The organism is Burkholderia sp. YIM B11467 (assembly GCF_052952715.1).
The window spans coordinates 26,250-48,075 of record NZ_JBQVSQ010000011.1 but is presented as its reverse complement, the minus strand read 5'-3'; the positions used below and the strand labels follow the sequence as shown (position 1 = coordinate 48,075).

Below are 21,826 nucleotides of genomic sequence, written 5' to 3'. Positions count from 1 at the left end.
ATGGCATCGCCTCTCGTTTTGATTCACCGCATTCTGGGTTTTGCGGCCGCCAGGCGCGGCCGCGCGCTGTCCGGCGGGTCGCCGCAGCACAATGGCGAGCGCTTCAGCAATGTCGCGCCGCGTCCGGTCGAAGGGTTCGGCAAGACGCTCGGGATCGCCTGGAACATGCTGGTCAACAAGCCGCGCAATACCGTGCCGGCAGGCACCCTGCCCGTCGATTCGCTGACCCGCGCGGAACTCGACGCGGCCCCCGATCGCAGCCTGTACCGGCTCGGCCATTCGACGCTGCTGCTCAAACTGCGCGGCGAATTCTGGCTGACCGACCCCGTGTTCGCCGAACGCGCATCGCCGTTTCGACGCGTCGGCCCCAAGCGCTTCCATGCGCCGCCTATCGCGCTTGAAGAGCTTCCGCCGCTGCGCGGTGTGATCCTGTCGCACGATCACTACGATCACCTCGACCGCGATACGGTGCTCGCACTCGCGGCAACCACCGACGTGTTCGTGACAACACTGGGCGTCGGCGATCGCCTGATCGAATGGGGTATCGACGCGACGAAGGTCCGTCAGCTCGACTGGTGGCAAAGTGTCGACGTGGCCGGCCTGACGCTGACCGCGACACCCGCGCAGCACTTCTCCGGGCGCAGCCTGTTCGACGGCAACAGCACGCTGTGGGCGTCGTGGGTCATCGTCGACGACGACCTGCGCGTGTTCTTCAGCGGCGACACCGGCTACTTCGACGGATTCCGGACGATCGGCGAGCGCCTCGGGCCGTTCGACGTGACGCTGATCGAAACGGGCGCATACGATGCGCAATGGCCGTACGTGCACATGCAGCCGGAAGAAACCGTGCAGGCACACATCGACTTGCGCGGACGCTGGCTGGTCCCGATCCACAACGGCACATTCGATCTCGCGATGCATCGCTGGCAGGAGCCGTTCGAGCGCGTCACGGCGCTGTCCATCGTGCGCGGCGTCGAGCTGTCGACGCCCAGGATGGGCGAGCGGCTCAATCTCGACGCACCGCATCGCGGCGAGCGGTGGTGGCGCACGGTAGACGAGCGCGTGACGACGCCGGCAACGAAACCGCGCCGCTGGCAGCTCTGCGCGTCGCAGGCGACGAAGTAACAGGTTCACCGTTCGTGGCGCACGCCTTCCGGGAGCGCGGCAATGCCGCGATTCCGGAAGAAACGTTACCGGGGCACCTGCACGTCGGCGGCGTGCCTGAAGACACGATCCCCTGAATAGAGAAGTCATGCATCCGGCACCCGTCCGATACACACCCAGCCAACAAGACGACGGCGTCGCCATCGCCGCACGCAACCAGGCAGGTCCCAGGCCGACCAGTCGCGAGAACGATCTACGGCACACGCTCGCTGAGCGCGTCGCGAAATGGACCGAAGGCGTCGACCACCTCACCACTGCCATTCCGAACCTGAGTTTCCATCGAAGGGAGGCGCCGACGCAGCCGATGGACTGCATGGTCGAGCCGAGCTTCGGTCTCGTCGTCCAGGGCGCGAAGCGGATGATTCAGAGCGGAGATGCCTATATCTACGACGCCAATCGCTTCCTGATCACGTCGCTCGATTTGCCGGGTTCGACGCAGGTCATCGAGGCCAGCCGCGAAAAGCCGTATCTCGGGCTCGGCCTCAAGCTGGATTTTCGCGTGATGGCCGAACTGATGGCGCAGGTCGCACCGGATCACGACGAGGCCCCCGCAGGCCGCGGCCTCGTCGTCGGCGACATGACCGAACCGTTGTACGACGCACTGAACCGGTTGCTGGCATTGCTGGACGACCCGAGCGCCATTGCCGTGCTCGGACCGTACGTCGAGCGGGAAATCTACTACCGCCTGCTGACGAGCGACCAGGGTACCCGCCTGCGTCAGATCGCGTCCGCCGGCAGCCAGGGCAACCGTGTGTCGCGCGCGATCCGGTGGTTGCGGACCCACTATGACGAGTCGCTGCGAGTCGATGATCTTGCCGCGCAGGTTCAGATGAGCAGTTCGACCTTCCATCACCACTTCCGCCAGCTCACCGGCATGAGTCCGCTGCAGTATCAGAAATGGATACGCCTCAATGAGGCGCGTCGGTTGATGCTGTCCGAGCGGCTCGACGCCGCGTCAGCGTCGTTCAGGGTCGGATATGCGAGCCCGACCCAGTTCAATCGCGAATACAGTCGGTTGTTCGGCAATTCACCGCGGCGAGATATCGATAGCCTGCGCGGCGGGACGGACGTCGTTCTGTCGATCGCGGCAACGTATTGATTGCGGGGCTAGAGCAGGGCGTTGTCACGTGACAACTCGCGTTGAAAATTGGCGTTCCGCGTCGGAGGGAGACTCGACCGGGTGTCGCGATGTACTGAAGCTGCGGCAAATCGATTGCCCTTCGGGGCCGAGCCGACAATGCTACGTATTGAAAACCACAAATTACGTATCACAAAATACAATTTGTGCCACTTCCGTTTCTCGCGACGACCGCAACACCCTAGAAAGCCATGCGCCCCTATTTCCGGGAGTGATCTCATTCATTTTGCGTGAAACAACATGAAGAATATGGCGCAAGTCATTGCCAGGCAAGGATTTCCAAGAATACCCCATTTCTCGAAAATGTTTCACGATCCGACCTGTTTGTGTTGGCACGCCTCCGTCAGCGCATGCATTTGCGCCCCAATCGGGGCCCGCACGCGTGAGACGCCACGGATAGATACCAAACTGCGCTGATTCAGTACGGGATCAGCATGACAAAACCACGCCCCTCCCCTGCCGACAAGGTAGGCGATGAAACAAGGTGATGGCACCCCTACTAAATAGGGACATATCATTCACGCCTACGATGGGTTCGCCTGGATGCAGCTCGGCAAGCAGCAGGGTCATTCGTCTGGCACGGGAGTGCGAGTAGGCCGCGATAGAGTATTCAGACCGACAGATCGATTGATGTCTCGCGACCTCTTCGACATGGACGCGTCCACGACGACAAGTCGAGCGCCTCGGACCGATTCGCCGCTCGAACCACCGGGTATAGCTGCCCTGTTGTCACGTGACAACTCGTCAACCGATCCTTCTGGCAAACGCGGTTTGGCGGCAACCCGTTGCCGGAAAACCCATCCCAAGTTTTGCGATCCCCTTTGGCGTCCTTTGTTTTTGTAGATCGCAACGTGTCCTGAGAAGCATAACGACGACGCCATTGATGACACCCTCGGGCGCTTGTCACGTGACAACTCACCCCGGCGCCAAGTAATCGAGGTCGCCAATGGCCGTATATCGGACGTTGAAGCGATGTCGCTGCAATCGGAACCGCAATCGGCTCAAGAACTCTCTAGCAACGTACGACACCAACAGGGATCTCTTTCTGGCGACTTGTCACGTGACAACTGCATATCTCGACGATACCCACGAAACCAATCGATCGGCGTCGCTCCACTTTTGTCAGCGATAAAGACCTAGTCAGGCGACCAGTCTCTCCGATTCAACTTCGTCACCCACGTGAAAAAACACCGAGTTCTCTTCCTGTCTTTACGCAATAGTCACGAACGCAATCCACATTTTTATTTTTACTCGATTACTAATTGCGAACGATTCGTTAGCCATTTGGCCCACTTGTCACGTGACAACCACATCGACTACCAAGACATACACCGAGTCGAACGCTTTTCTGGACATTTAGACAATAACTGCATATATTACGCAAAACTCCTTGGAGGAATTAAATGGCTTTCAAGATCGCCGTCAGTAATCAAAAAGGTGGGACTGGAAAGACAACCATCTCCGTCAATATCGCGGCTGCGTTCGAGGCCGGCGGCAACAAGGTCGCCTTGATCGATGCCGACCCTCAAGGCACTTCGGTCCGATGGGTCACGAGCGGCGAGAACACGCTGCCGATGACGGTCCTTTCGCTGGCCCCCGCCGGCCGCGGTATCGGTGGCGAGATCAAGAAGCAGGACGCGAACTTCGACGTGATCGTCGTCGACTGTCCCGGCAACCTTGAGGATCCCCGCATCGCATCCGTCCTTGAAGTTGCGGACTTCTGCCTCGTGCCGCTGTCGCCGTCGCCGGCCGACCTGTACAGCACGGTCGCGATGATTCGCATGATCGAGTCGATGCGCGCCGTTCGTAATCCAAGTCTTTCTTCCGCATTGATGCTGAATAGTGTCAATGGAAAAACTAAAATGCGTGAAGAAATTTTAAAAATTCTAAGGGCTGAAGAAATAGGGGAGCATCTGCTCGACAGCCAGATCGCGCAACGCGAGGTCTACCGTCAGACGTTCGCACTCGGCACCACGATCCATCATCACAATCGATACCTGAAGGGCCTGAAAGAAGCCCGCGCGGAAATCGAAAGGCTGGTCACGGAAATGGCCCAATACATCGCGTCGACGCGCGCTACCGGAGCCGCCGCCCATGGCTAAGGACACATCGAAAGAGAAGAAACCGACCGGCAACCTGCATCTCGCGGCCGGTCTGTTGCGCGGACTCGCGCAGGAAAACGCGGCACTCGAAACGCGTCTGCCCGAACCGGCGGCCGCGCCGAATCTCGCCGGCGAAGCGGCACCTGTCGTTGCCACCGCCACGGCCGCCCCCGCCGGCACGCAGGATCTCGGCGCACCGCAGAAGGTGCTGGTCAAGGACTGCATCCCGAACCCGTTCAACCCGCGCGTGTTCTACTCGGAGTCGAGCCTGCACGAGCTCGCACTGACGTTGAAGCGGGAAGGGCAGATCGAGCCGATCAAGGTCACGCGGCTCCCGGAGTTTCCCGGCAAGCTCGTCGTGATCGACGGGCAACGCCGGCTGCGCGCGACGAGCATCAACGGCGACGAAACCATCAACGCCACGTTCCGCACGGACCACACGCCCGAGCAGCTCTATACGATCGCGTATCGGGCGAACCACGACCACGAACGCCAGACGATCTTCGACGATGCGGTCGCGTGGAAGCGCCTGCTCGACGAGAAGGTCTTTTCCGACCAGAACACACTGGCGGAGAAGATCGGCAAGGACAAGGCGTCGATCAGCAAGACGCTGTCGCTCAACGCGCTGCCCAACACGCTCCTGGAACGGATGGCCAGCGCGAACGATGTGGTCGGCCTGCAGGCGGCGTACTTCCTGAAGCTGATCTTCGAGCGGCTCGGCGAACCGACGGCCGACCGGCTGCTTACCGCCGTGATCGACCGGAAGAAATCGGTCCGCGATCTCGAGAATTTCCTGCGTGCGCAAAGCGACGGCAACAAGAAAGCAGGACGCACGCGCTACAGCGTTCGTCACGACTTCGCGCTCGAATCGCGCGCGGTCGGCCAGTTGAAGACCTACCCGGACGGGCGTCTGGATCTGCAGTTGAAGGGCGTCGACGCGTCCCACCAGGAAGCGCTCGCCGACAAGCTCAAGACCGTCATCGACGCGTACGTCGCCGAGCTGGCGGCGGACACGCCAAAGTAACGCGCCAAAAGCAGAAGGCCTCGCATCCGCGTTGCGCCGCGAAGCCGGACGTTCGAGTCCGGCGCACGACGCACACTCGGCTGCGAGGCCTTGTTCAGTTGCCGGCGAGACTGCTTTTGAGCAGGAATTCCAGCAGGTCGTCCGAGGTCGGTTCGCCCCAGGTATCCAGTGCCAGCCAGCGGAAGAAGCTGGTCTGCGCGAGCTTGCTCGCCTTCTTCTTCGGCGACAGCGTCAGGTCCTTCGAGCCCGCCACCGTCTCGTTGTAACGCTCGATCAGCTTGGTCTGGTCGTCGATCTCCAGCTCGCGGAAATACGCACCGGCTTCCTCGACCTTCGCCGCCAGATACTTGTCGCGAATCTGCTCCTGCTTGCTCTGCGAGGATTCCTTCGCCGGCGCGGCCGCCTCGGTGCCCTGCCCGTCGGCCAGCGTATAGCCGTGCGTCAGCGCCTTGCGGAAATACGCGGCCACGTTGTCGACCGGCGCCGCATTCTTCTTCGTAGTCCGATTGAGCGTATAGGCGATCGCCGCCTTGATGCGCTGGACGCCATATTGCGTGATCAGCCGGCGCGCTTCCGAACGCGGAATGCCGAACTTGGCGACCTCCTCGACCAGCGCTTCGTTCTTGACGTCGCCATCCTCGACCGTATCGGCACTCTGCTTGCGCGTCACCTTGAACTGAACGGCTTCCACGCTACGGCCGGACTTGTGTTCGATCAGCTCGAGCGTGTGATCCGATACTTCGTTCACCTCCTGAATGCACGGCACCAGGACCTTGCTCTTGAACAGCTTGTATTCCTTGTACGACTGCGACGCCTTGTCCTGGCCGAGAATCAGGTCGCGGAATTTCGGCAGCGGGATCTTCGCGGTGATGCCGATCCCTTCGTAACGCACCGTGTTCTCCCACAGCGCGAGCGAGTGCGACCGCCGGAACTCGCGGGCGATTCGCATATCGATCAGCGCGTAGATTTCGGGGTTGAGCAGTTCGCTGCGAATCTGGTCGGAGAAGCTGTACTTCAGCACCGATTGCTCGAGCTCCGCGCCCGCAAGCAGGCCCGATGCTTTCCAGACGGTCGAACGGTCCGCGGCCAGGTAGTCCCAGTTGACGACAGTACTGATCAGCGAGTTGACCGTGTCCTTCACGTACTTCGTGTTGTTGCTGTTCAACCCGCTCTCGTGCGAAAGCGACGCGATCGAGATCGAGAAGCTCGTCCGGCCCGGCTCGAACGCCTCCTGCCGAAGCGCGTTCTTGATCAGCGAGCTGAACATCTTGCGCTGCTGCAGACCGATCTTGCCCGACTTGGGCGCGATATGAATCGCCTGGACCGCCTTGCGCAGCAAGTCGGGAGGCTCTGGTGTCTGAAACAGCGAAACCTGTTTGTCTGAGCCTTTGCTTGCGGGCTTGCGCGGCATCGTAATGTCCGGATAAGGTGACCGTGTTGGAAGCGGACTTTATACCTTTTCGCGCCCGGGGGCAACGTCCTTGCTCCTGCATCACTTGCACTTTCGCAGCTAAGCTCCAGATGCAAAAGGGAAATTTCAGATTAACCGATCTGCGCGGAGCCCCATATCCATCTACCTTTTGGCCAAAATACGTCCCACAAGCCGCTACCTTTCATGTTCGGGCACAGAAACCCGGCACGAGATTTGCCCTCGGGAAGGTACCCATCCATGGGGAGCAAACGAGCGGAATCGCGATCGTCGGCCAAATTCGTGGTGCCCTGCAGCACAGTCGCGTTTTGCTCCCATAAATTGCTACCTTCATCGATTCCCACAGGAGGGTACCTGTCGGCAGACGTCGGCTTCGCGGGTTGCGTTATTTTCGGTCTCGAAGGTAGAAATCGCTCCCATAAACGGCAACCAATTATGTTCCCCATAAAGGGTTACCTGTTTGCTGCAGCGATCCTGTCTATGGGAACCGTACACAGAGCACCATGGCGAAATGCAATCGATCGATCCCGGATGCCCCCCATAAACGGATACCTTCGAGATGCCCCACAAATGGCTACCCAAAGAAATTCGCTGTGCAACCAGACACTTACGGATCGATAAAAGCGCCCCATAAAAGGCGACCTTCATGTGTTCCCATAGACGACTACCTCACGCGTTTTACGGTCGATTTCCCATAACCGGGTACGCTTGCCCCATATCCACAACCCCGATTCCCCACAACCCGGTACCCCAAACCCCAAATCCACAGACCTTAAGCCCCAGACCCTTCCACCTGTGCTCCCATAAATGGGTACCGAACAAGGCTCAAACCCTTATCGAATAAGGCTGTGAGCCGTCTAAAAGTAGTTAAAGAAGTAAACGTTGTTAACCAAAGATGTAAACACACGTGTGCAGACACAGAAAGACAAGCCCCATAAACCGCTACCAATGGGAGCCGTCTGTGGTGCTCTAAGCGTCCCGATGCCGCGATTCAGGTGTACCGAGCAATGCCCTGGCGCCTTGTTCCACCAAGGCTTCAAGCCCGACAGGGCTTCCAGAAGAGGTGAGTACCCACTCACATGAGGCGAAACGTAGAAACCTATGGGGGAAATCGGGATGAAAAAGCCCGTTTTCACTGACAGGTTCCCTTTTATGGGACCAAAAAATCAACGGCGCGGCTACCCACGTGCCGGCGATTGACCAGCAAAACCCATCCGCGACCGAAAACGCGGACACCTTCGGTTTCACCCACAGCAGTTCGAAATCATCCTGGTCTGAACGTGCGTGGTTTTTTGCACTCGTGCTTCCCCGTCCGCGGACAAGTTTTTTCCGATCGTCTGTCGACGCGCCTCGTCATATTTAGCCTGTGGACTGTGCACAGAGGAAACGGACCGAGGTTCATTTCGCCACCCGGAGGTCTTCCAACTTTTCTACCTTTGGGAATAAACCGACGAGCAATGCTGTGCCGCCGGGTCGCGAGGCGGGGTCAGGACGGCTTCCCGGGAGCAAACATCGTGTCCGGCACCGTCCGCACACAGCGATGGCTCCTGGGTCGATCTCAAGCTTGTTGCGAGCCAAAGTGAAGATACCGTCGACGACGAAGCTCACCGCAATCGAATCCGGGCGACGATCCCGAACATGCTCACCTTCCAAAACATCCGAATCCCGTAAAAGCTCACCGACACGGCTGCCCCACAGGTATATGCAAGCTGTGCAGACCAGGTCGAGCGACGGATGTCGGCCTACCGACACGATCAAATAAAAGACCTGTGGCACTTATGCGCGGTGCCTGATGTGTCGGCCCGCACGGTCGCGCGGACCAACCAGTCTTGTGGCGACTTCCGCGCAGAAGCAACTTTCGCGAGACGAGCATCGCTCGTCCGTGCGGTTTCCTCGGTGCACCCGTGAGGCGATTCCGATTGACCGCTTCACCTTGCGTCTGGCGTCTACCGTTTTCGTCATACATGCCACACGGCAATGTGTTTCTGCCAAGGTAACCATCGACATCACAGTGCTGCGATAGGTCGCCGGATTAATCGCCTCGCCCCGACGTGACGCGCCACGGTCGCCTTGATCGCCGAACGAACCGAATCGTGGCCGTTTATGGGAGAAGCCGACGCTTGAACCGCGTCGACTGGCAACGTGGCACACAGGTCGACTGCTGCAGCGGTGATCGCGGTCGTGTGATGACGATCACGTCGAACATGAGCGTGCCGGCGACACCACCGGTGAAATCGTCATGGGGTATCTCGCATCGCATTGCGTGACCTGTCCTCTTCTATTCACAGAAGCATGAGGTTCATCGGACGTTTCCGCTTCCCGTAACCGCACGATCCGCACGCGCGCCGAAACGCGATATACCGTCGCTGTCCCGCTCAGGCGACGGTCGCGTGACCCCCGCGTTTTCTCCCATACGTGTATCCCCAATTCCGTTTGCACGTTGGCGCCACATTTTTCCCGACACGGTTATGATGCACAGGTCCTGATCGCGACACGACGACCGATCGGGACAGGGGCGGTATCTCGACGGTCTTTCAATCCGTGATAAACCAGAAAAGAGAGTTCAGCGATGCGAATCCAGATCAGAAAACTCACGTTGGCTGCGACCGCAGCCGCGTTCCTGTTCGGCTCGGCAGTTCCCGCGTTTGCCCAGACCGACGCCAGCGCGCCCGCTGCACAGGACGCCAAGGCAGCGAAGAGCCAGGCACGCAAGGCGGCCAAGGCCCAACGCAAGGCAGAGCACAAGGCTGCGCGCGCGAAGAACACCGCCGAGCTGAAGAAGCTCGAGGACGCTGGTTACAAGCCGGCGGCTAACGATCCGAACTATCCGCAGAACCTGCAGAACGCAGAGAAGAAGGCGAACCCCCAGTAAGCGTTGCCCACGCAGCAAGCCACGGTTTGATCCGCGGCTTGCGTCGTGCATCGCAATCACGCGATGCACATCAAAAGCGAATGCCCAGCGTGAACGACGATCAACACGTTCGGCGAATCCGCATTATTTGATTCGTAATCCTGCATTTCAATGTCATCGCGCGCATGACCCGCATGTCGATGCGGTCAGTGTCTCCCGCCCGACGTACCCCCGTTTCCCGTCATCTTCAGCCAGTCCTTGAACGCTCGCACGGCGTCGTCATCCGCGCGCGCGGATGCCACATACGTGAAGTAGCGCCACGGCGGCAACGCCGGTTCGCTGAACGGCTGCACGAGCCGGCCTTCGGCGATGTCGTCCGCGACGAGTGCGATCGGTCCCATCGCGACGCCAAGCCCGTCGAGCGCGCCTTGCAGCGTCAGGTAGAAATGCTCGAGCGTGAGCGAGTGTCGCGGCACGAGATTCGCGTGCCCGGCCGCCGCGAGCCATTCGGGCCACATGCCGGGATAGGTTGCCGCGTGCAGCAGCGTGAAGCCGGCGAGATCGGCGGGCGTATGCAACGGCCGGCCCTCCAGCAGCTTCGGCGCGCACACCGGCAGCCGCACTTCGGACAGGAATTCCTCGGCGATGTAACCGTCGATGGCCTGCGGGCCGCCGCGAACAATCAGGTCGACTTTGTCGCGGAGTTTCTCGATCGGCTCGTTCGACGTCGACAGCCGCACCTCGATGGTCGGATGCGCGACCTGGAACGACGACAGCTTCGGCACGAGCCACCTCAACGAAAACGTCGCGGGCGCGCTGACGCGCAGCACGCGCTGCTGCGCGTGGCCGAAGTGTTGTGCGGTGGCGAGCGCGATCCGGTCGAACGATGCGCCGACCTCGGCGAGATACGCGCGGCCGGCGTCGGTCAGTTCGACGCGCCGGTTGTGGCGTTCGAACAGCGGCCGCCCGAGCCACGCCTCCAGTTGCTGCACGTGCCGGCTGATCGCGCCGTGCGTCACGCACAGCTCGTCGGCGGCCAGCGTGAAGCTGCCGAGCCGCGCGGCGGCTTCGAACGCACGCAGCGAATTCAACGGAGGGAGGCGTCGGGCCATTGTGTCGTTTCGCGTGATATTTCCTCGCGCGATGTCTCAGGTTTAATCGTTTGATCGGGCGATCCAGCTCCGCCAATATGGCACACAAACGGCCGGCTCGGCCGAATCAGTGTCTGAATTTCTCACATGGAGTATGGAGCATGCCGAACGTGGTGGTCGTGGGCGCCCAATGGGGCGACGAAGGCAAGGGGCGCGTCGTGGACTGGCTGGCCGCACAGGCCGATCTCGTCGCACGCTACAACGGCGGCCATAACGCGGGCCATACGCTGGTCGTCGACGGCAAGACATACAAGCTCGCACTGCTGCCGAGCGGCGTCGTGCGCGGCAAGCGCGGCGTGATCGGCAATGGCGTGGCGCTCGATCCGGAAGCGCTGCTCGCGGAAATCGCGCGAATGGCCGAGCTCGGCCTGTCGGTGACGCCGGACAATCTGTCGATCGCCGAGAACGCGACGCTGGTGCTGCCGATTCACCGCGCGATCGACCAGGCGCAGGAGCGTCTGCGCCGCGAACCCATCGGCACCACGCTGCGCGGGATCGGGCCGGCGTATGAGGACAAGGTCGGGCGCCGCGGGCTGCGCGTCGGCGATCTCGCGGAACCCGGCCAGCTTGCCGACAAGCTCGACGTGCTCGTCGAGTATCACAACGCTTGGTTCCGTGGCCTGGGGCTCGACGAGGTTTCCCGTGACGCGATGCTGGCGACGCTGGTCGACCTTGCGCCGAAGATCCTGCCGTTCGTGCGCCCGGTCTGGGCCGACCTCAACGACGCGACCGACCGCGGCGAGCGCATCCTGTTCGAGGGTTCGCAGGCCGTGATGCTGGACATCGACTGGGGCACGTACCCGTTCGTGACGTCGTCGGGCACCGTCGCATCGGCGGCGGCGGCCGGCACGGGCCTCGGCGCGTCGAAGCTCGGCCACGTGCTGGGCGTGACCAAGGCGTACGCGACGCGTGTCGGCGGCGGCCCGTTCCTCACCGAGCTGACCGACGCAACCGGCGAAGCGCTGCGCGCGCGCGGGCAGGAATTCGGCGTCAACACCGGCCGGCCGCGACGCTGCGGATGGCTCGATGCCGCGCAGCTGCGCCAGGCCGTCAGGATCTCCGGCATCGATTCGCTGGCGCTCACCAAGCTCGACGTGCTCGACGGTTTCGCATCGATCGAACTGTGTGTCGGCTACGAACTCGATGGCGCGCGGGTCGACCATCTGCCCGCGAGCCTCGATGCGCAATCGCGTGCGACGCCGGTCTACGAACGGTTCGACGGCTGGCACGGCACCGTGAAGGGCGTGCGCGAGCGCGCGGCGCTGCCGCAGGCCGCGCAGGATTTCATTGCGCGTATCGAAGCGGTCGCGGGTGTGCCGGTATCGATGATCACGACCGGTGCGGAGCGCGACGACACGATCGTGTTGAGCAATCCGTTCGATGCGGCGGCCGCGTAACGCGCCAAACGTGACGTAAATCGCGGGTCGGCATCCTGGTCGCCGGGTAGTTTTTGCCGACCCGATGCCGCTGGCGTGTCAGCGCGTTCGATCGCATACACACCGCTTCCGGGCGTCGCGCGCATGGCTGCTCCGCGACACGATTCGGCGTCCGGATCACGCCGCGTATGGCGAACTGGACACGCCTGCAACGCTGCGGTACTGTTCCGCACAATTCGCGCCAGACCGGCTTCGGCCGGCGCCGCCGGCACCATGGCCGCACGGCGGCGCGACGTGATCTCAATGCCGGGGACAGGTCGATGGACACGTTACAGATGATGCGCATTTTCGTGCGGGTCGCGGAGGAGGGCAGCTTCACGAGCGCGGCCCAGCGCCTCGACATCACGACGGCCTACGCATCGCGTTCGGTCGCGCAGCTCGAAACGCATCTGCGCACGCGCCTGCTCAACCGCAGCACGCGCCGCATCGCGCTGACCGACGCCGGGCAGCGTTATCTCGACCGCTGTCAGCGCATCCTCGGCTATATCGACGAAGCGGAAGCCGAGGCGGCGGACGCACAGGTGAAGCCGTCGGGACGGCTGCACGTTCACGCGACGACGAGTTTCGGCCAGGCCTATGTCGTACCCGCGGTCGTGCGCTACCGGCAGCGCTATCCGTCGGTCGCGGTCGAGCTGACGCTGTCGCAGCATGTGCCCGACATCATCGACGAAGGCTACGACGTGTCGCTGCAGTTGAGCACGGCGGAGTTGCCCGATTCGGGGCTCGTGTCGCAGCGGCTCGGCGAGGTGCACAGCGTGTTGTGCGCGTCGCCCGCGTATCTGAAGGAGCGCGGCACGCCGCGCACGGTGCGCGAGCTCGAAGGGCATGCGTGCCTGCAGATCGTCACGCCGGTGTTTCCGCGCGATCGCTGGCATCTCGACGGCCCGGACGGCCACGAGACGTTCGACCTGCCGTTGCCGGACTTCCAGGTCAACATCGCCGATGCGCTCGGTGGTGCACTGCGCGCTGGCCTCGGGATCGGTTCGCTGCCGATGTCGTCCGCACTGCCGGCGCTCGCGAGCGGTGCGCTGGTGCGTGTGCTGCCCGACTACCGGTTGCAGAAGCTGACGGTCTACACGCTGTACGCGTCGCGTCAGTATCTCGATGCGAAGATCCGCACGTTCGTCGATTTCCTGCGCGAATGCGTGCCCGAAATGCTGGCCGCCGACGAGGCTGCGCTGAACGCTTCCTGCAATTCCCGGGATTCCTGAGTCCGGCACTGCCGGTGTGCAGTGCACCGCGCTTCGTTCTGGCGAAGCAATTAATTTGCAATCCTGCCTTTATCGAAGGCGTCCAGCAGTCGGCAACGATGGACCCGGGCAACGATGCCCGGGCAACCGGCGCCCTTATGAGAACGCTTGCTTTCGATATCGAACATCGTTGGTTCGACGCGCGGTGGCAACCTCCTAGAATCGGTTCGACCTGCTTCATCGCATGCGTGTGCAAATCCGCACTCACTCCATCGAATCCGAAACGACATGGCAGATCACCTATCCAGAACCCGCCGCCGGCTTCTTCATGCCGGCTTGGCGATCGCGGCGGGCGCCGCTCACCCGGGCTTCGCGCTGGCGAGCACGGCCGGTGCGCGGACGTTGCGCATCGGTTATCAGAAAGGGCCGCTCAGCCTGCTGAAGGCGCGCGGCACGCTGCAGGGCAAGCTCGCGACACTCGGCGTGAACGTCACGTGGACCGAGTTTCCGTCGGGACCGCCGCAGCTCGAGGCGCTGAACGCGGGATCGATCGACTTCGGCGACGTCGGCGAGGCACCGCCGATCTTCGCGCTCGCGGCCGGTGCGCCGCTCGTCTATTACGCGCAGACACCGGCCGGCCCCGCGGCCGAAGCGGTGGTCGTCGCGAAGGATTCGCCGGTCAGGACCTTTGCGGACCTGCGCGGCAAGCGCATCGCGCTGGTGAAGGGATCGAATACGCACTTCCTGCTGGTCCGGCTGTTGCAGGCCGCAAAGCTCAACTACGCGGACGTCACGCCGGTCTGGCTGTCGCCGTCCGATGCACGGGCCGCGTTCGAGAATCGTTCGGTCGACGCGTGGATCATCTGGGATCCGTTTCTCGCGGTGGTCCAGCAGGCGTTCGGCGCACGTATCGTCGCGGACGGCACGGGGCTCGTCGAGAATCGCGGCTACTACTTCGCGTCACGCAGCTATGCGCAGCGCAATGCCGACGTGCTGGACGTCGCCGTGTCGGAACTGACGGCGGTTCAGCGATGGCTCGATGCGAACCGCGCGCAGGGCGCGGCCGAGTTCTCGAAGCTCTGGGGGATTCCGGAGCCGGCCGTGGCGCTTGCGTTCCGCCGCGCGCGCTTCGGCGTCGAACCCGTCACGCGCGACACGCTCGCGTATCAGCAACGCATTGCGGACGTGTGCTACCAGGCTGGCATCCTGCCGAAACGCGTCGACGTCAGCCAGGCTACGCCGCCCGCGCTCGCGTGACGCAAGCGGCCTACGGCGCGACGCGGGACAGCGGCACCGCTTCGCCGCGTAGCTTCGCGACGTCGCGGCCCGGCGCCTCGCCGAAGAGCCGCGCGTATTCTCGGCTGAACTGCGACGCGCTCACATAACCGACGCTGCGGCACGCCTGCCGCGCATCCATCGCCGACAGGCACATTAACCGGCGCGCTTCCTGCAGCCGCAGCACCTTCTGGCATTGCAACGGGCTCATCGACGTGACCGCACGGAAGTGGTGATGGAAGGTCGACGGGCTCATGTCCAGCTGTCGCGCGAGCGAGTCGACCGACATCGGATCGACGTAGTGGTCGCGAATCCACGCAACGGCGCGCGAGATGCGCTGCGTCGTAGAATCGGCCTGGCCGACCTGCGCGACGCGCGCGCCCGACGGGCCGCGCAACAGGCGAATGAGGATTTCGTCGACGATCAGCGGTGCCAGCAGGTCAAGGTCGTCGGGTTGTGCGATCAGCTGCATCAGCCGCGCAACGGCGTCGACGATTTCCGGCAGTGCATCGTGCGTGTCGACCGCGCTGCAGTCGACGGCCTTCGGCAGCCCGCGCGGAAACACGCGCGGCGTGAGCGCCGCGATGCGGGCCGGGTCGAGTTCGAGCTGGACGGAAAGAAACGGCTCGGCCGGGTCCGCGTGCGTCACGCGGCCGGTGACGGGCAGGTCGGCCGTCGCGACCAGCATCCGCGATTCGTCGATCACGTAGGTGTTGTCGCCGATGCGCATCGACTTCGCGCCTTGCCCGATGATGCTCACGCACGCGTGGTGCACGCCGTGGTGCCAGTGCGTCGGCGACGCGGATGCGCGGGCGATGCGCATGCCGCGCACCGGGAGTTCGAACGTGCCGTCATGTGGCGCGTAAGCGGCGATCAGCGCTGCGAGCCGGGCTGCGGGCGACCGGGCAGGCGACCGAGAGTCGTGACCTGGCGTGGTGCGCGGTAGCGGCGGCGTTCGGGCGTCGATTTCCATGTTGTGCGAGCGAATGGCGGAGTGGTCGGTACAAGGCGCGCGACTGCGATTCCCTGTTGGCCTCCAGGCAGGGCGCTCGCGCGGCGGTCACATCGTACGGCGAGTTGCGTACGCGGGATTGCCTAAACCTGTCGGAAATTAGCCCGATCATCCGGACCTGCAGGGCCCGCACTTGCATTGCCCGTCGTCGCGCGGTGTGCAGCGCACAAATTCGGAAATTAAGGCAAAACAATCGCAGGATCGGGCAAGCCATTTCCCGGCGGTTTTCATACTATTGCACCTGCTGAAAGAAATGTGTTCCGGCACGCATCGGGTGATGCGGGCAAGTGTCGCATGACTCGCGGACGCCGCCGGCCCGGCCGCGCGTGTCGCCGCCGCGATCCGTCGGAAAAGACTCAGGACTGCTATTCGAATGTTCGTGCATCGGGCCAGCCGAGGTCGGCTTGCACCCGTTGTATACCGGCGCGCGACGCGGCGGCGGATGCAGATGCAAGTAGATGCAAAGGCAGCCTTCCGCGCAGGGGAACCGGACAAATGGACCAACTTCAATCGATTCGGGCATTCGTGACGGTAGCAAGGGAAGGTGGGTTTCGCCGGGCGGCGACGCGGCTGCGCGTGTCGACGGCGATGGCGAGCCGGCTGGTCGATGCGCTCGAGACGCGCCTCGGTGCGCGTCTGCTTCAACGCAGCACCTGCCACCAGTCGCTGACGGAAATCGGCGAACTGTATCTCGCGCGCGTCGAGCGGATTCTCGGCGCGATCGACGAGATCGACGGCCGTTTCGTCGCGATGGGCAGCAAGCCGGAAGGCGTGTTGCGCATTGCCGCGCCCGTCGCGTTCGGGCTCAGCCAGTTGAGCGCGTTGCTCGATCGCTTCGTGCACCGGTTTCCGGACGTGCGGCCGATCGTGACGCTGACCGATGCCCATGTCGATCTGACATCCGAAGCCATCGATGTCGCGTTCCTGACCGACGGCATGCCGGTTTCCGGTGCGCACGCGCTGCATACGCTGGCCGCGTACGAGTCCGTGCGTGTCGCGGCACCCGGTTACGTCGCCGCGCGCGGCGGCGCGGCCGCATCGAGCGACTGGCCGGACATCGCGACCGTGCGGCTCGATCTGCCGGTGGCCGACGACGAGTATGCGGCCGGGCTGCGACCCGACGCGGCGCCTGGCCATACGGGTGTCGGCCATCTCGAGATGGCGCGACGCCTGGCCGTGGCCGGCATGGGCGCCGCGGTGCTGCCCGCGTATCTCGTCGACGCCGATCTGGCGGCCGGCACGCTGGTTCGCGTCGCGCCGGTCCGCCCGCTCGCGCCCGTCACGTTGAAGCTCGCGCACGCGCGTGCCGCACGTCTGCCGGCCGCCGCGCGAGTGTTCATCGAATTCGCCGGCGCCGCGTTCCGGCCTGCGCGCTAGCGGCCCGGTTCGCCGCCGCGGCAACGCGCGCCCGCCGGGGCCGCGCGCTCGGCATTCTTTTTTCACGGAAGCAGTTCGGCAAACGAACGCTCCGCAGGGCGCAGTGCACGCCCGCCACACGCGTCCGCCTCCACGGCGGAAAGGAAGCGACAGCATTCCGACTCCGCGTGCGGGCCATGAGGAGACCTGGTGATTCCCATTGAAGGTCGTTTATTTGTGAGAGGTCGCTCCATGCGCGTCGAACGGGTTCCATACCGCTTAATCACTGCCGCAACGGCTGCCGTTTTCCTGGCCGCGTGCGGGAAAAAAGAATCGGCGCCGCCGCCGCAAACGCCGGAGGTCGGCGTCGTCACCGTGCAGCCGCAAGCCGTGCCGGCGGTGACCGAACTGCCGGGCCGCACCAGCGCGTTCCTCGTCGCGCAGGTGCGTGCACGCGTCGACGGTATCGTGCTGCGCCGTGAATTCACCGAAGGCGCGGACGTCAAGGCCGGCCAGCGCCTCTACAAGATCGATCCGGCGCCGTATGTCGCCGCGCTGAACAGCGCGAAGGCGACGCTCGCGAGGGCGCAGGCGAACCTCGTGACGCAGAACGCGCTGGTTGCGCGCTACAAGGTACTGGTGGCCGCGAATGCGGTCAGCAAGCAGGACTACGACAACGCGGTGGCCACGCAAGGTCAGGCCGCGGCGGACGTCGCGGCCGGCAAGGCAGCGGTCGATACCGCGCAGATCAACCTCGGCTACACCGACGTGGTCTCGCCGATCACCGGCCGTGTCGGCATCTCGCAGGTGACGCCGGGCGCGTACGTGCAGGCGAGCCAGGCGACGCTGATGTCGACGGTGCAGCAGCTCGACCCGGTGTATGTGGATCTCACGCAGTCGAGCCTCGACGGGCTGAAGTTGCGCCAGGACGTGCAGAGCGGGCGTCTGAAGACGACCGGCCCGGGCGCCGCGAAGGTGTCGCTGGTGCTGGAAGACGGCAAGACCTATTCGGAGCCGGGCAAGCTGCAATTCTCGGACGTGACGGTCGACCAGACCACCGGCTCGGTGACGATCCGCGCGGTCTTCCCGAACCCGGGCAAGGTGCTGCTGCCGGGGATGTTCGTGCGTGCACGGATCGAGGAAGGCGTGAACGAGAACGCCTTCCTGGTACCGCAGATCGGCGTCACGCATGACCAGAAAGGCCAGGCGATCGCGCTGGTGGTGAACGCAGCCAACAAGGTCGAGACGCGTCCGTTGACGACGACAGGCACGTACGGCCAGAACTGGATCGTCGAAGGTGGTCTGGAAGCGGGCGATCACGTGATCGTGCAGGGCGTCGACAAGGTGCGTCCGGGCGCGACCGTGAAGACCGTCGCGGCACAGCTCGCACCGGCACCGGACACCGCATCCGCCACACCGGCAAGCGCCGCGCCGGCGAGCACCGCCGCCCATGCTGCAGCAAGTTCGGCCGCCGCATCGGCCGCGCAATAACAGGGAGTCCGTTTCATGGCCAAGTTCTTTATCGATCGCCCGATCTTCGCGTGGGTGATCGCGATCGTGCTGATGCTGGCCGGCATCGCGTCGATCTTCAAGATGCCGATCGCGCAGTATCCGACGATCGCGCCACCGACGATCCAGATCCAGGCGAATTACCCGGGCGCTTCCGCGAAGACGGTGGAAGACACGGTGACGCAGGTGATCGAGCAGCAGATGAGCGGTCTCGACAACTTCCTGTACATGTCGTCGACGAGCGACGATTCGGGCAACGCGACGATCACGCTGACCTTCTCGCCGGGCACGAATCCGGACGTCGCGCAGGTGCAGGTGCAGAACAAGCTGTCGCTCGCGACACCGAACCTGCCGCAGGTCGTGCAGCAGCTCGGCATGCAGGTCACGAAGTCGAGCAGCAACTGGCTGATGTGGTTCGCGTTCAACTCCGAGGACGGCAACATGTCGAAGGAGGACCTGACGAACTATGTCGCGTCGCACGTGCTCGATCCGCTCAGCCGCGTCAATGGCGTCGGCCAGACGCTGCTGCTCGGTTCGCAGTTCTCGATGCGCATCTGGCTCGACCCCGTCAAGCTGACCAACTACAGCCTGACGCCGGTCGACGTGACGGCCGCGATCACGCAGCAGAACGTGCAGATCGCGGGCGGCCAGATCGGCGGCACGCCGGCGAAGCCGGGCACCGTGCTGCAGGCGACGATCACCGAATCGACGCTGCTGCGCACGCCCGAGCAGTTCGGCAACATCCTGCTGAAGGTCAACCAGGACGGTTCGCAAGTCCGGCTGAAGGACGTCGGCCGTGCGGCGCTCGGTTCGGAGAACTACACGTTCGACACGAAGTACATGGGGCAGCCGACGGCCGGCCTCGGTATCCAGCTCGCGACCGGCGCAAACGCGCTCGCGACTGCAACCGCGCTGCGGGCCAAGATCCAGGAGCTGTCGAAGTACTTCCCGCACGGTCTCGTCGTCCACTACCCGTACGACACGACGCCGTTCGTGCGCCTGTCGATCGAGGAAGTGGTCAAGACGCTGATCGAGGGCATCGTGCTCGTGTTCCTCGTGATGTACCTGTTCCTGCAGAACCTGCGGGCGACGATCATCCCGACGATCGCGGTGCCGGTCGTGCTGCTCGGCACGTTCGCGATCATGGGCGTCGCCGGCTTCTCGATCAACACGCTGTCGATGTTCGGCCTCGTGCTCGCGATCGGCCTGCTGGTCGACGATGCGATCGTCGTGGTCGAGAACGTCGAGCGCGTGATGGCGGAAGAGGGCCTGTCACCGAAGGAAGCGACCAAGAAGGCGATGGGCCAGATCACCGGCGCACTCGTCGGCGTGGCGCTGGTGCTGTCGGCGGTGTTCGTGCCGGTCGCGTTCTCGGGCGGTTCGGTCGGCGCGATCTATCGCCAGTTCTCGCTGACGATCGTGTCGGCGATGGTGCTGTCGGTGCTGGTCGCGTTGATCCTGACGCCGGCGCTGTGCGCGACGATCCTGAAGCCGATCCCGCAAGGGCATCACGAGGAGAAGAAGGGTTTCTTCGGCTGGTTCAACCGGACCTTCGATCGCAGCCGCGATCGCTACACGAGCGGCGTAAACCACGTGATCCGGCGCTCGGGCCGCTGGCTCGTGATCTACCTCGCCGTCTTCGTCGCGGTCGGCGTGATGTTCGCGCGTCTGCCGAAGTCGTTCCTGCCCGACGAGGACCAGGGCTACATGTTCATGATCGTGCAGACGCCGTCCGGCTCCACGCAGGAAACGACCGGCAAAACACTCGACAACATCAACACGTACCTGACCACCGCGGAGAAGGATGTGGTCGACTCGGTGTTCACGGTCAACGGCTTCAGCTTCGCGGGCCGTGGCCAGAACGCGGGTCTCGTGTTCGTGAAGCTGAAACCGTACGAGCACCGCCAGCGTTCGGACCAGAAGGTCCAGGCGCTGATCGGCCGGACCTTCGCGCATTACTCGCAGTACAAGGATGCGATGGTGATTCCGTTCAACCCGCCGTCGATCCCCGAACTTGGCACGGCTGCGGGTTTCGACTTCGAGCTGACGGACAACGCCGGTCTCGGCCACGAAGCGTTGATGGCCGCGCGCGGGCAGTTGCTCGGGATGGCTGCGAAGGACCCCGCGCTCGCGCTGGTGCGCCCGAACGGCCTGAACGACACGCCGCAGTACAAGGTCGACATCGATCGCGAGAAGGCGAATGCGCTTGGCGTCACGGCGGCCGCGATCGACCAGACGTTCTCGATCGCGTGGGCGTCGCAGTACGTGAACAACTTCCTCGATACCGATGGCCGGATCAAGAAGGTCTACGTGCAGTCGGATGCGCCGTTCCGGATGACGCCGGAAGACATGAACATCTGGTACGTGCGCAACAGCGCGGGCGGGATGGTGCCGTTCAGCGCATTCTCGACCGGCCACTGGAGCTACGGCTCGCCGAAGCTCGAACGCTACAACGGCGTGTCGTCGATCGAGATCCAGGGGCAGGCCGCGGAGGGCAAGTCGACCGGCCAGGCGATGACCGCGATGGAAGCGCTCGCGAGCAAGCTGCCGGAAGGCATCGGTTATTCGTGGACGGGCCTGTCGTTCCAGGAAATCCAGTCCGGCTCGCAAGCGCCGGTGCTGTATGCGATCTCGATTCTCGTCGTGTTCCTGTGTCTTGCTGCGCTGTATGAAAGCTGGTCGATCCCGTTCTCCGTGATCATGGTCGTGCCGCTCGGTGTGGTCGGCGCACTGCTCGCGACGATGCTGCGTGGCCTCGAGAACGACGTGTTCTTCCAGGTCGGCCTGCTGACCACCGTGGGCTTGTCCGCGAAGAACGCGATCCTGATCGTCGAGTTCGCGCGCGAGTTGCAGGCGAAGGAGAACATGGGGCCGGTGCGCGCGGCGATCGAGGCGGCGCGGCTGCGGTTGCGCCCGATCCTGATGACGTCGCTCGCGTTCATGCTCGGCGTGCTGCCGCTCGCGATCAGCAACGGCGCGGGTTCGGCGAGCCAGCACGCGATCGGCACGGGTGTGATCGGCGGGATGATCACGGCGACGTTCCTCGCGATTTTCATGATCCCGATGTTCTTCGTGCGGGTTCGCGCGATCTTCAGCGGCGAGACGGAAAACGTCGACGATGCCTGGCGTCTCGTGCAGGGCGACCTGCAGCACGGTCACGGCGACGCACACGATTCGAAGGGGCAGTAA

Annotated in this window: 14 protein-coding genes; 11 read left to right on the top strand and 3 right to left on the bottom strand. The window is 63.5% G+C overall.

Features of this window, described 5'->3' with window-relative positions; all coding sequences use genetic code 11:
* The 4 genes from ACTRWB_RS30205 (at position 1) to ACTRWB_RS30190 (ending at position 5,428) form a co-directional block, all read left to right on the top strand.
* Positions 1–1,125 (top strand): MBL fold metallo-hydrolase, encoded by a 1,125-nt coding sequence (locus ACTRWB_RS30205; RefSeq protein WP_446903983.1) that lies wholly within the window; start codon positions 1–3, stop codon positions 1,123–1,125.
* A gap of 127 nt (positions 1,126–1,252) precedes the next feature.
* Positions 1,253–2,263: an AraC family transcriptional regulator N-terminal domain-containing protein gene (locus ACTRWB_RS30200; protein WP_446903982.1), complete on the top strand. Its 1,011-nt coding sequence runs from the start codon at positions 1,253–1,255 to the stop codon at positions 2,261–2,263.
* Between the two features lie 1,442 nt (positions 2,264–3,705).
* Positions 3,706–4,404 carry a ParA family protein gene (locus ACTRWB_RS30195; protein ID WP_129517569.1) on the top strand — a complete coding sequence of 233 codons (699 nt, stop codon included), beginning with the start codon at positions 3,706–3,708 and terminating at the stop codon, positions 4,402–4,404.
* Entirely contained in the window at positions 4,397–5,428 is a 1,032-nt protein-coding gene (locus ACTRWB_RS30190; protein ID WP_193102291.1) for a ParB/RepB/Spo0J family partition protein, read from the top strand. The genes ACTRWB_RS30195 and ACTRWB_RS30190 overlap by 8 nt, the downstream gene beginning before the upstream one ends.
* Before the next feature lie 94 nt (positions 5,429–5,522).
* On the opposite strand, the gene ACTRWB_RS30185 is transcribed toward ACTRWB_RS30190, so the two are convergent.
* Positions 5,523–6,839, bottom strand: a complete 1,317-nt coding sequence (locus ACTRWB_RS30185; RefSeq protein WP_129517567.1) for a replication initiation protein — start codon at positions 6,837–6,839, stop codon at positions 5,523–5,525.
* A 2,587-nt stretch (positions 6,840–9,426) separates the two neighbouring features.
* Here ACTRWB_RS30185 and ACTRWB_RS30180 point away from each other — a divergent pair.
* Positions 9,427–9,729, top strand: coding sequence for a DUF4148 domain-containing protein (locus tag ACTRWB_RS30180; protein WP_129517566.1), 303 nt, complete (start codon positions 9,427–9,429; stop codon positions 9,727–9,729).
* 185 nt (positions 9,730–9,914) lie between these two features.
* On the opposite strand, the gene gcvA is transcribed toward ACTRWB_RS30180, so the two are convergent.
* Positions 9,915–10,820, bottom strand: coding sequence for a transcriptional regulator GcvA (gene gcvA / locus ACTRWB_RS30175; protein ID WP_446903981.1), 906 nt, complete (start codon positions 10,818–10,820; stop codon positions 9,915–9,917).
* A 140-nt stretch (positions 10,821–10,960) separates the two neighbouring features.
* Between gcvA and ACTRWB_RS30170 the strand changes: the two genes are divergently transcribed.
* From ACTRWB_RS30170 to ACTRWB_RS30160, 3 genes are all read left to right on the top strand, one after another.
* Complete coding sequence (locus ACTRWB_RS30170; protein WP_446903980.1) at positions 10,961–12,256, top strand: adenylosuccinate synthase; 1,296 nt, start codon at positions 10,961–10,963, stop codon at positions 12,254–12,256.
* A gap of 299 nt (positions 12,257–12,555) precedes the next feature.
* Positions 12,556–13,506 carry a LysR family transcriptional regulator gene (locus tag ACTRWB_RS30165; protein WP_048242554.1) on the top strand — a complete coding sequence of 317 codons (951 nt, stop codon included), beginning with the start codon at positions 12,556–12,558 and terminating at the stop codon, positions 13,504–13,506.
* A 267-nt stretch (positions 13,507–13,773) separates the two neighbouring features.
* The gene (locus ACTRWB_RS30160) at positions 13,774–14,742 is read left to right on the top strand and encodes an aliphatic sulfonate ABC transporter substrate-binding protein (RefSeq protein WP_446903979.1); all 969 of its coding nucleotides are present in this window, start codon (positions 13,774–13,776) and stop codon (positions 14,740–14,742) included.
* A 10-nt stretch (positions 14,743–14,752) separates the two neighbouring features.
* On the opposite strand, the gene ACTRWB_RS30155 is transcribed toward ACTRWB_RS30160, so the two are convergent.
* The gene (locus ACTRWB_RS30155) at positions 14,753–15,583 is read right to left on the bottom strand and encodes an AraC family transcriptional regulator (protein WP_240674554.1); all 831 of its coding nucleotides are present in this window, start codon (positions 15,581–15,583) and stop codon (positions 14,753–14,755) included.
* A gap of 684 nt (positions 15,584–16,267) precedes the next feature.
* Between ACTRWB_RS30155 and ACTRWB_RS30150 the strand changes: the two genes are divergently transcribed.
* From ACTRWB_RS30150 to ACTRWB_RS30140, 3 genes are all read left to right on the top strand, one after another.
* Positions 16,268–17,149 (top strand): LysR family transcriptional regulator, encoded by an 882-nt coding sequence (locus ACTRWB_RS30150; protein WP_446903978.1) that lies wholly within the window; start codon positions 16,268–16,270, stop codon positions 17,147–17,149.
* A 231-nt stretch (positions 17,150–17,380) separates the two neighbouring features.
* Positions 17,381–18,619: an efflux RND transporter periplasmic adaptor subunit gene (locus ACTRWB_RS30145; RefSeq protein WP_446903977.1), complete on the top strand. Its 1,239-nt coding sequence runs from the start codon at positions 17,381–17,383 to the stop codon at positions 18,617–18,619.
* Positions 18,620–18,634: 15 nt separating this feature from the next.
* Positions 18,635–21,826: an efflux RND transporter permease subunit gene (locus tag ACTRWB_RS30140; protein WP_446903976.1), complete on the top strand. Its 3,192-nt coding sequence runs from the start codon at positions 18,635–18,637 to the stop codon at positions 21,824–21,826.

What these genes read in the sequence shown, in the direction of transcription:
- ACTRWB_RS30205 (WP_446903983.1), top strand. Translation starts at nt 1, where the DNA reads ATGGCATCGCCTCTCGTTTTGATTCACCGCATTCTGGGTTTTGCGGCC.
- ACTRWB_RS30200 (WP_446903982.1), top strand. Translation starts at nt 1,253, where the DNA reads ATGCATCCGGCACCCGTCCGATACACACCCAGCCAACAAGACGACGGC.
- ACTRWB_RS30195 (WP_129517569.1), top strand. Translation starts at nt 3,706, where the DNA reads ATGGCTTTCAAGATCGCCGTCAGTAATCAAAAAGGTGGGACTGGAAAG.
- ACTRWB_RS30190 (WP_193102291.1), top strand. Translation starts at nt 4,397, where the DNA reads ATGGCTAAGGACACATCGAAAGAGAAGAAACCGACCGGCAACCTGCAT.
- ACTRWB_RS30185 (WP_129517567.1), bottom strand. Translation starts at nt 6,839, where the DNA reads ATGCCGCGCAAGCCCGCAAGCAAAGGCTCAGACAAACAGGTTTCGCTG.
- ACTRWB_RS30180 (WP_129517566.1), top strand. Translation starts at nt 9,427, where the DNA reads ATGCGAATCCAGATCAGAAAACTCACGTTGGCTGCGACCGCAGCCGCG.
- gcvA (WP_446903981.1), bottom strand. Translation starts at nt 10,820, where the DNA reads ATGGCCCGACGCCTCCCTCCGTTGAATTCGCTGCGTGCGTTCGAAGCC.
- ACTRWB_RS30170 (WP_446903980.1), top strand. Translation starts at nt 10,961, where the DNA reads ATGCCGAACGTGGTGGTCGTGGGCGCCCAATGGGGCGACGAAGGCAAG.
- ACTRWB_RS30165 (WP_048242554.1), top strand. Translation starts at nt 12,556, where the DNA reads ATGGACACGTTACAGATGATGCGCATTTTCGTGCGGGTCGCGGAGGAG.
- ACTRWB_RS30160 (WP_446903979.1), top strand. Translation starts at nt 13,774, where the DNA reads ATGGCAGATCACCTATCCAGAACCCGCCGCCGGCTTCTTCATGCCGGC.
- ACTRWB_RS30155 (WP_240674554.1), bottom strand. Translation starts at nt 15,583, where the DNA reads ATGCGCATCGCCCGCGCATCCGCGTCGCCGACGCACTGGCACCACGGC.
- ACTRWB_RS30150 (WP_446903978.1), top strand. Translation starts at nt 16,268, where the DNA reads ATGGACCAACTTCAATCGATTCGGGCATTCGTGACGGTAGCAAGGGAA.
- ACTRWB_RS30145 (WP_446903977.1), top strand. Translation starts at nt 17,381, where the DNA reads ATGCGCGTCGAACGGGTTCCATACCGCTTAATCACTGCCGCAACGGCT.
- ACTRWB_RS30140 (WP_446903976.1), top strand. Translation starts at nt 18,635, where the DNA reads ATGGCCAAGTTCTTTATCGATCGCCCGATCTTCGCGTGGGTGATCGCG.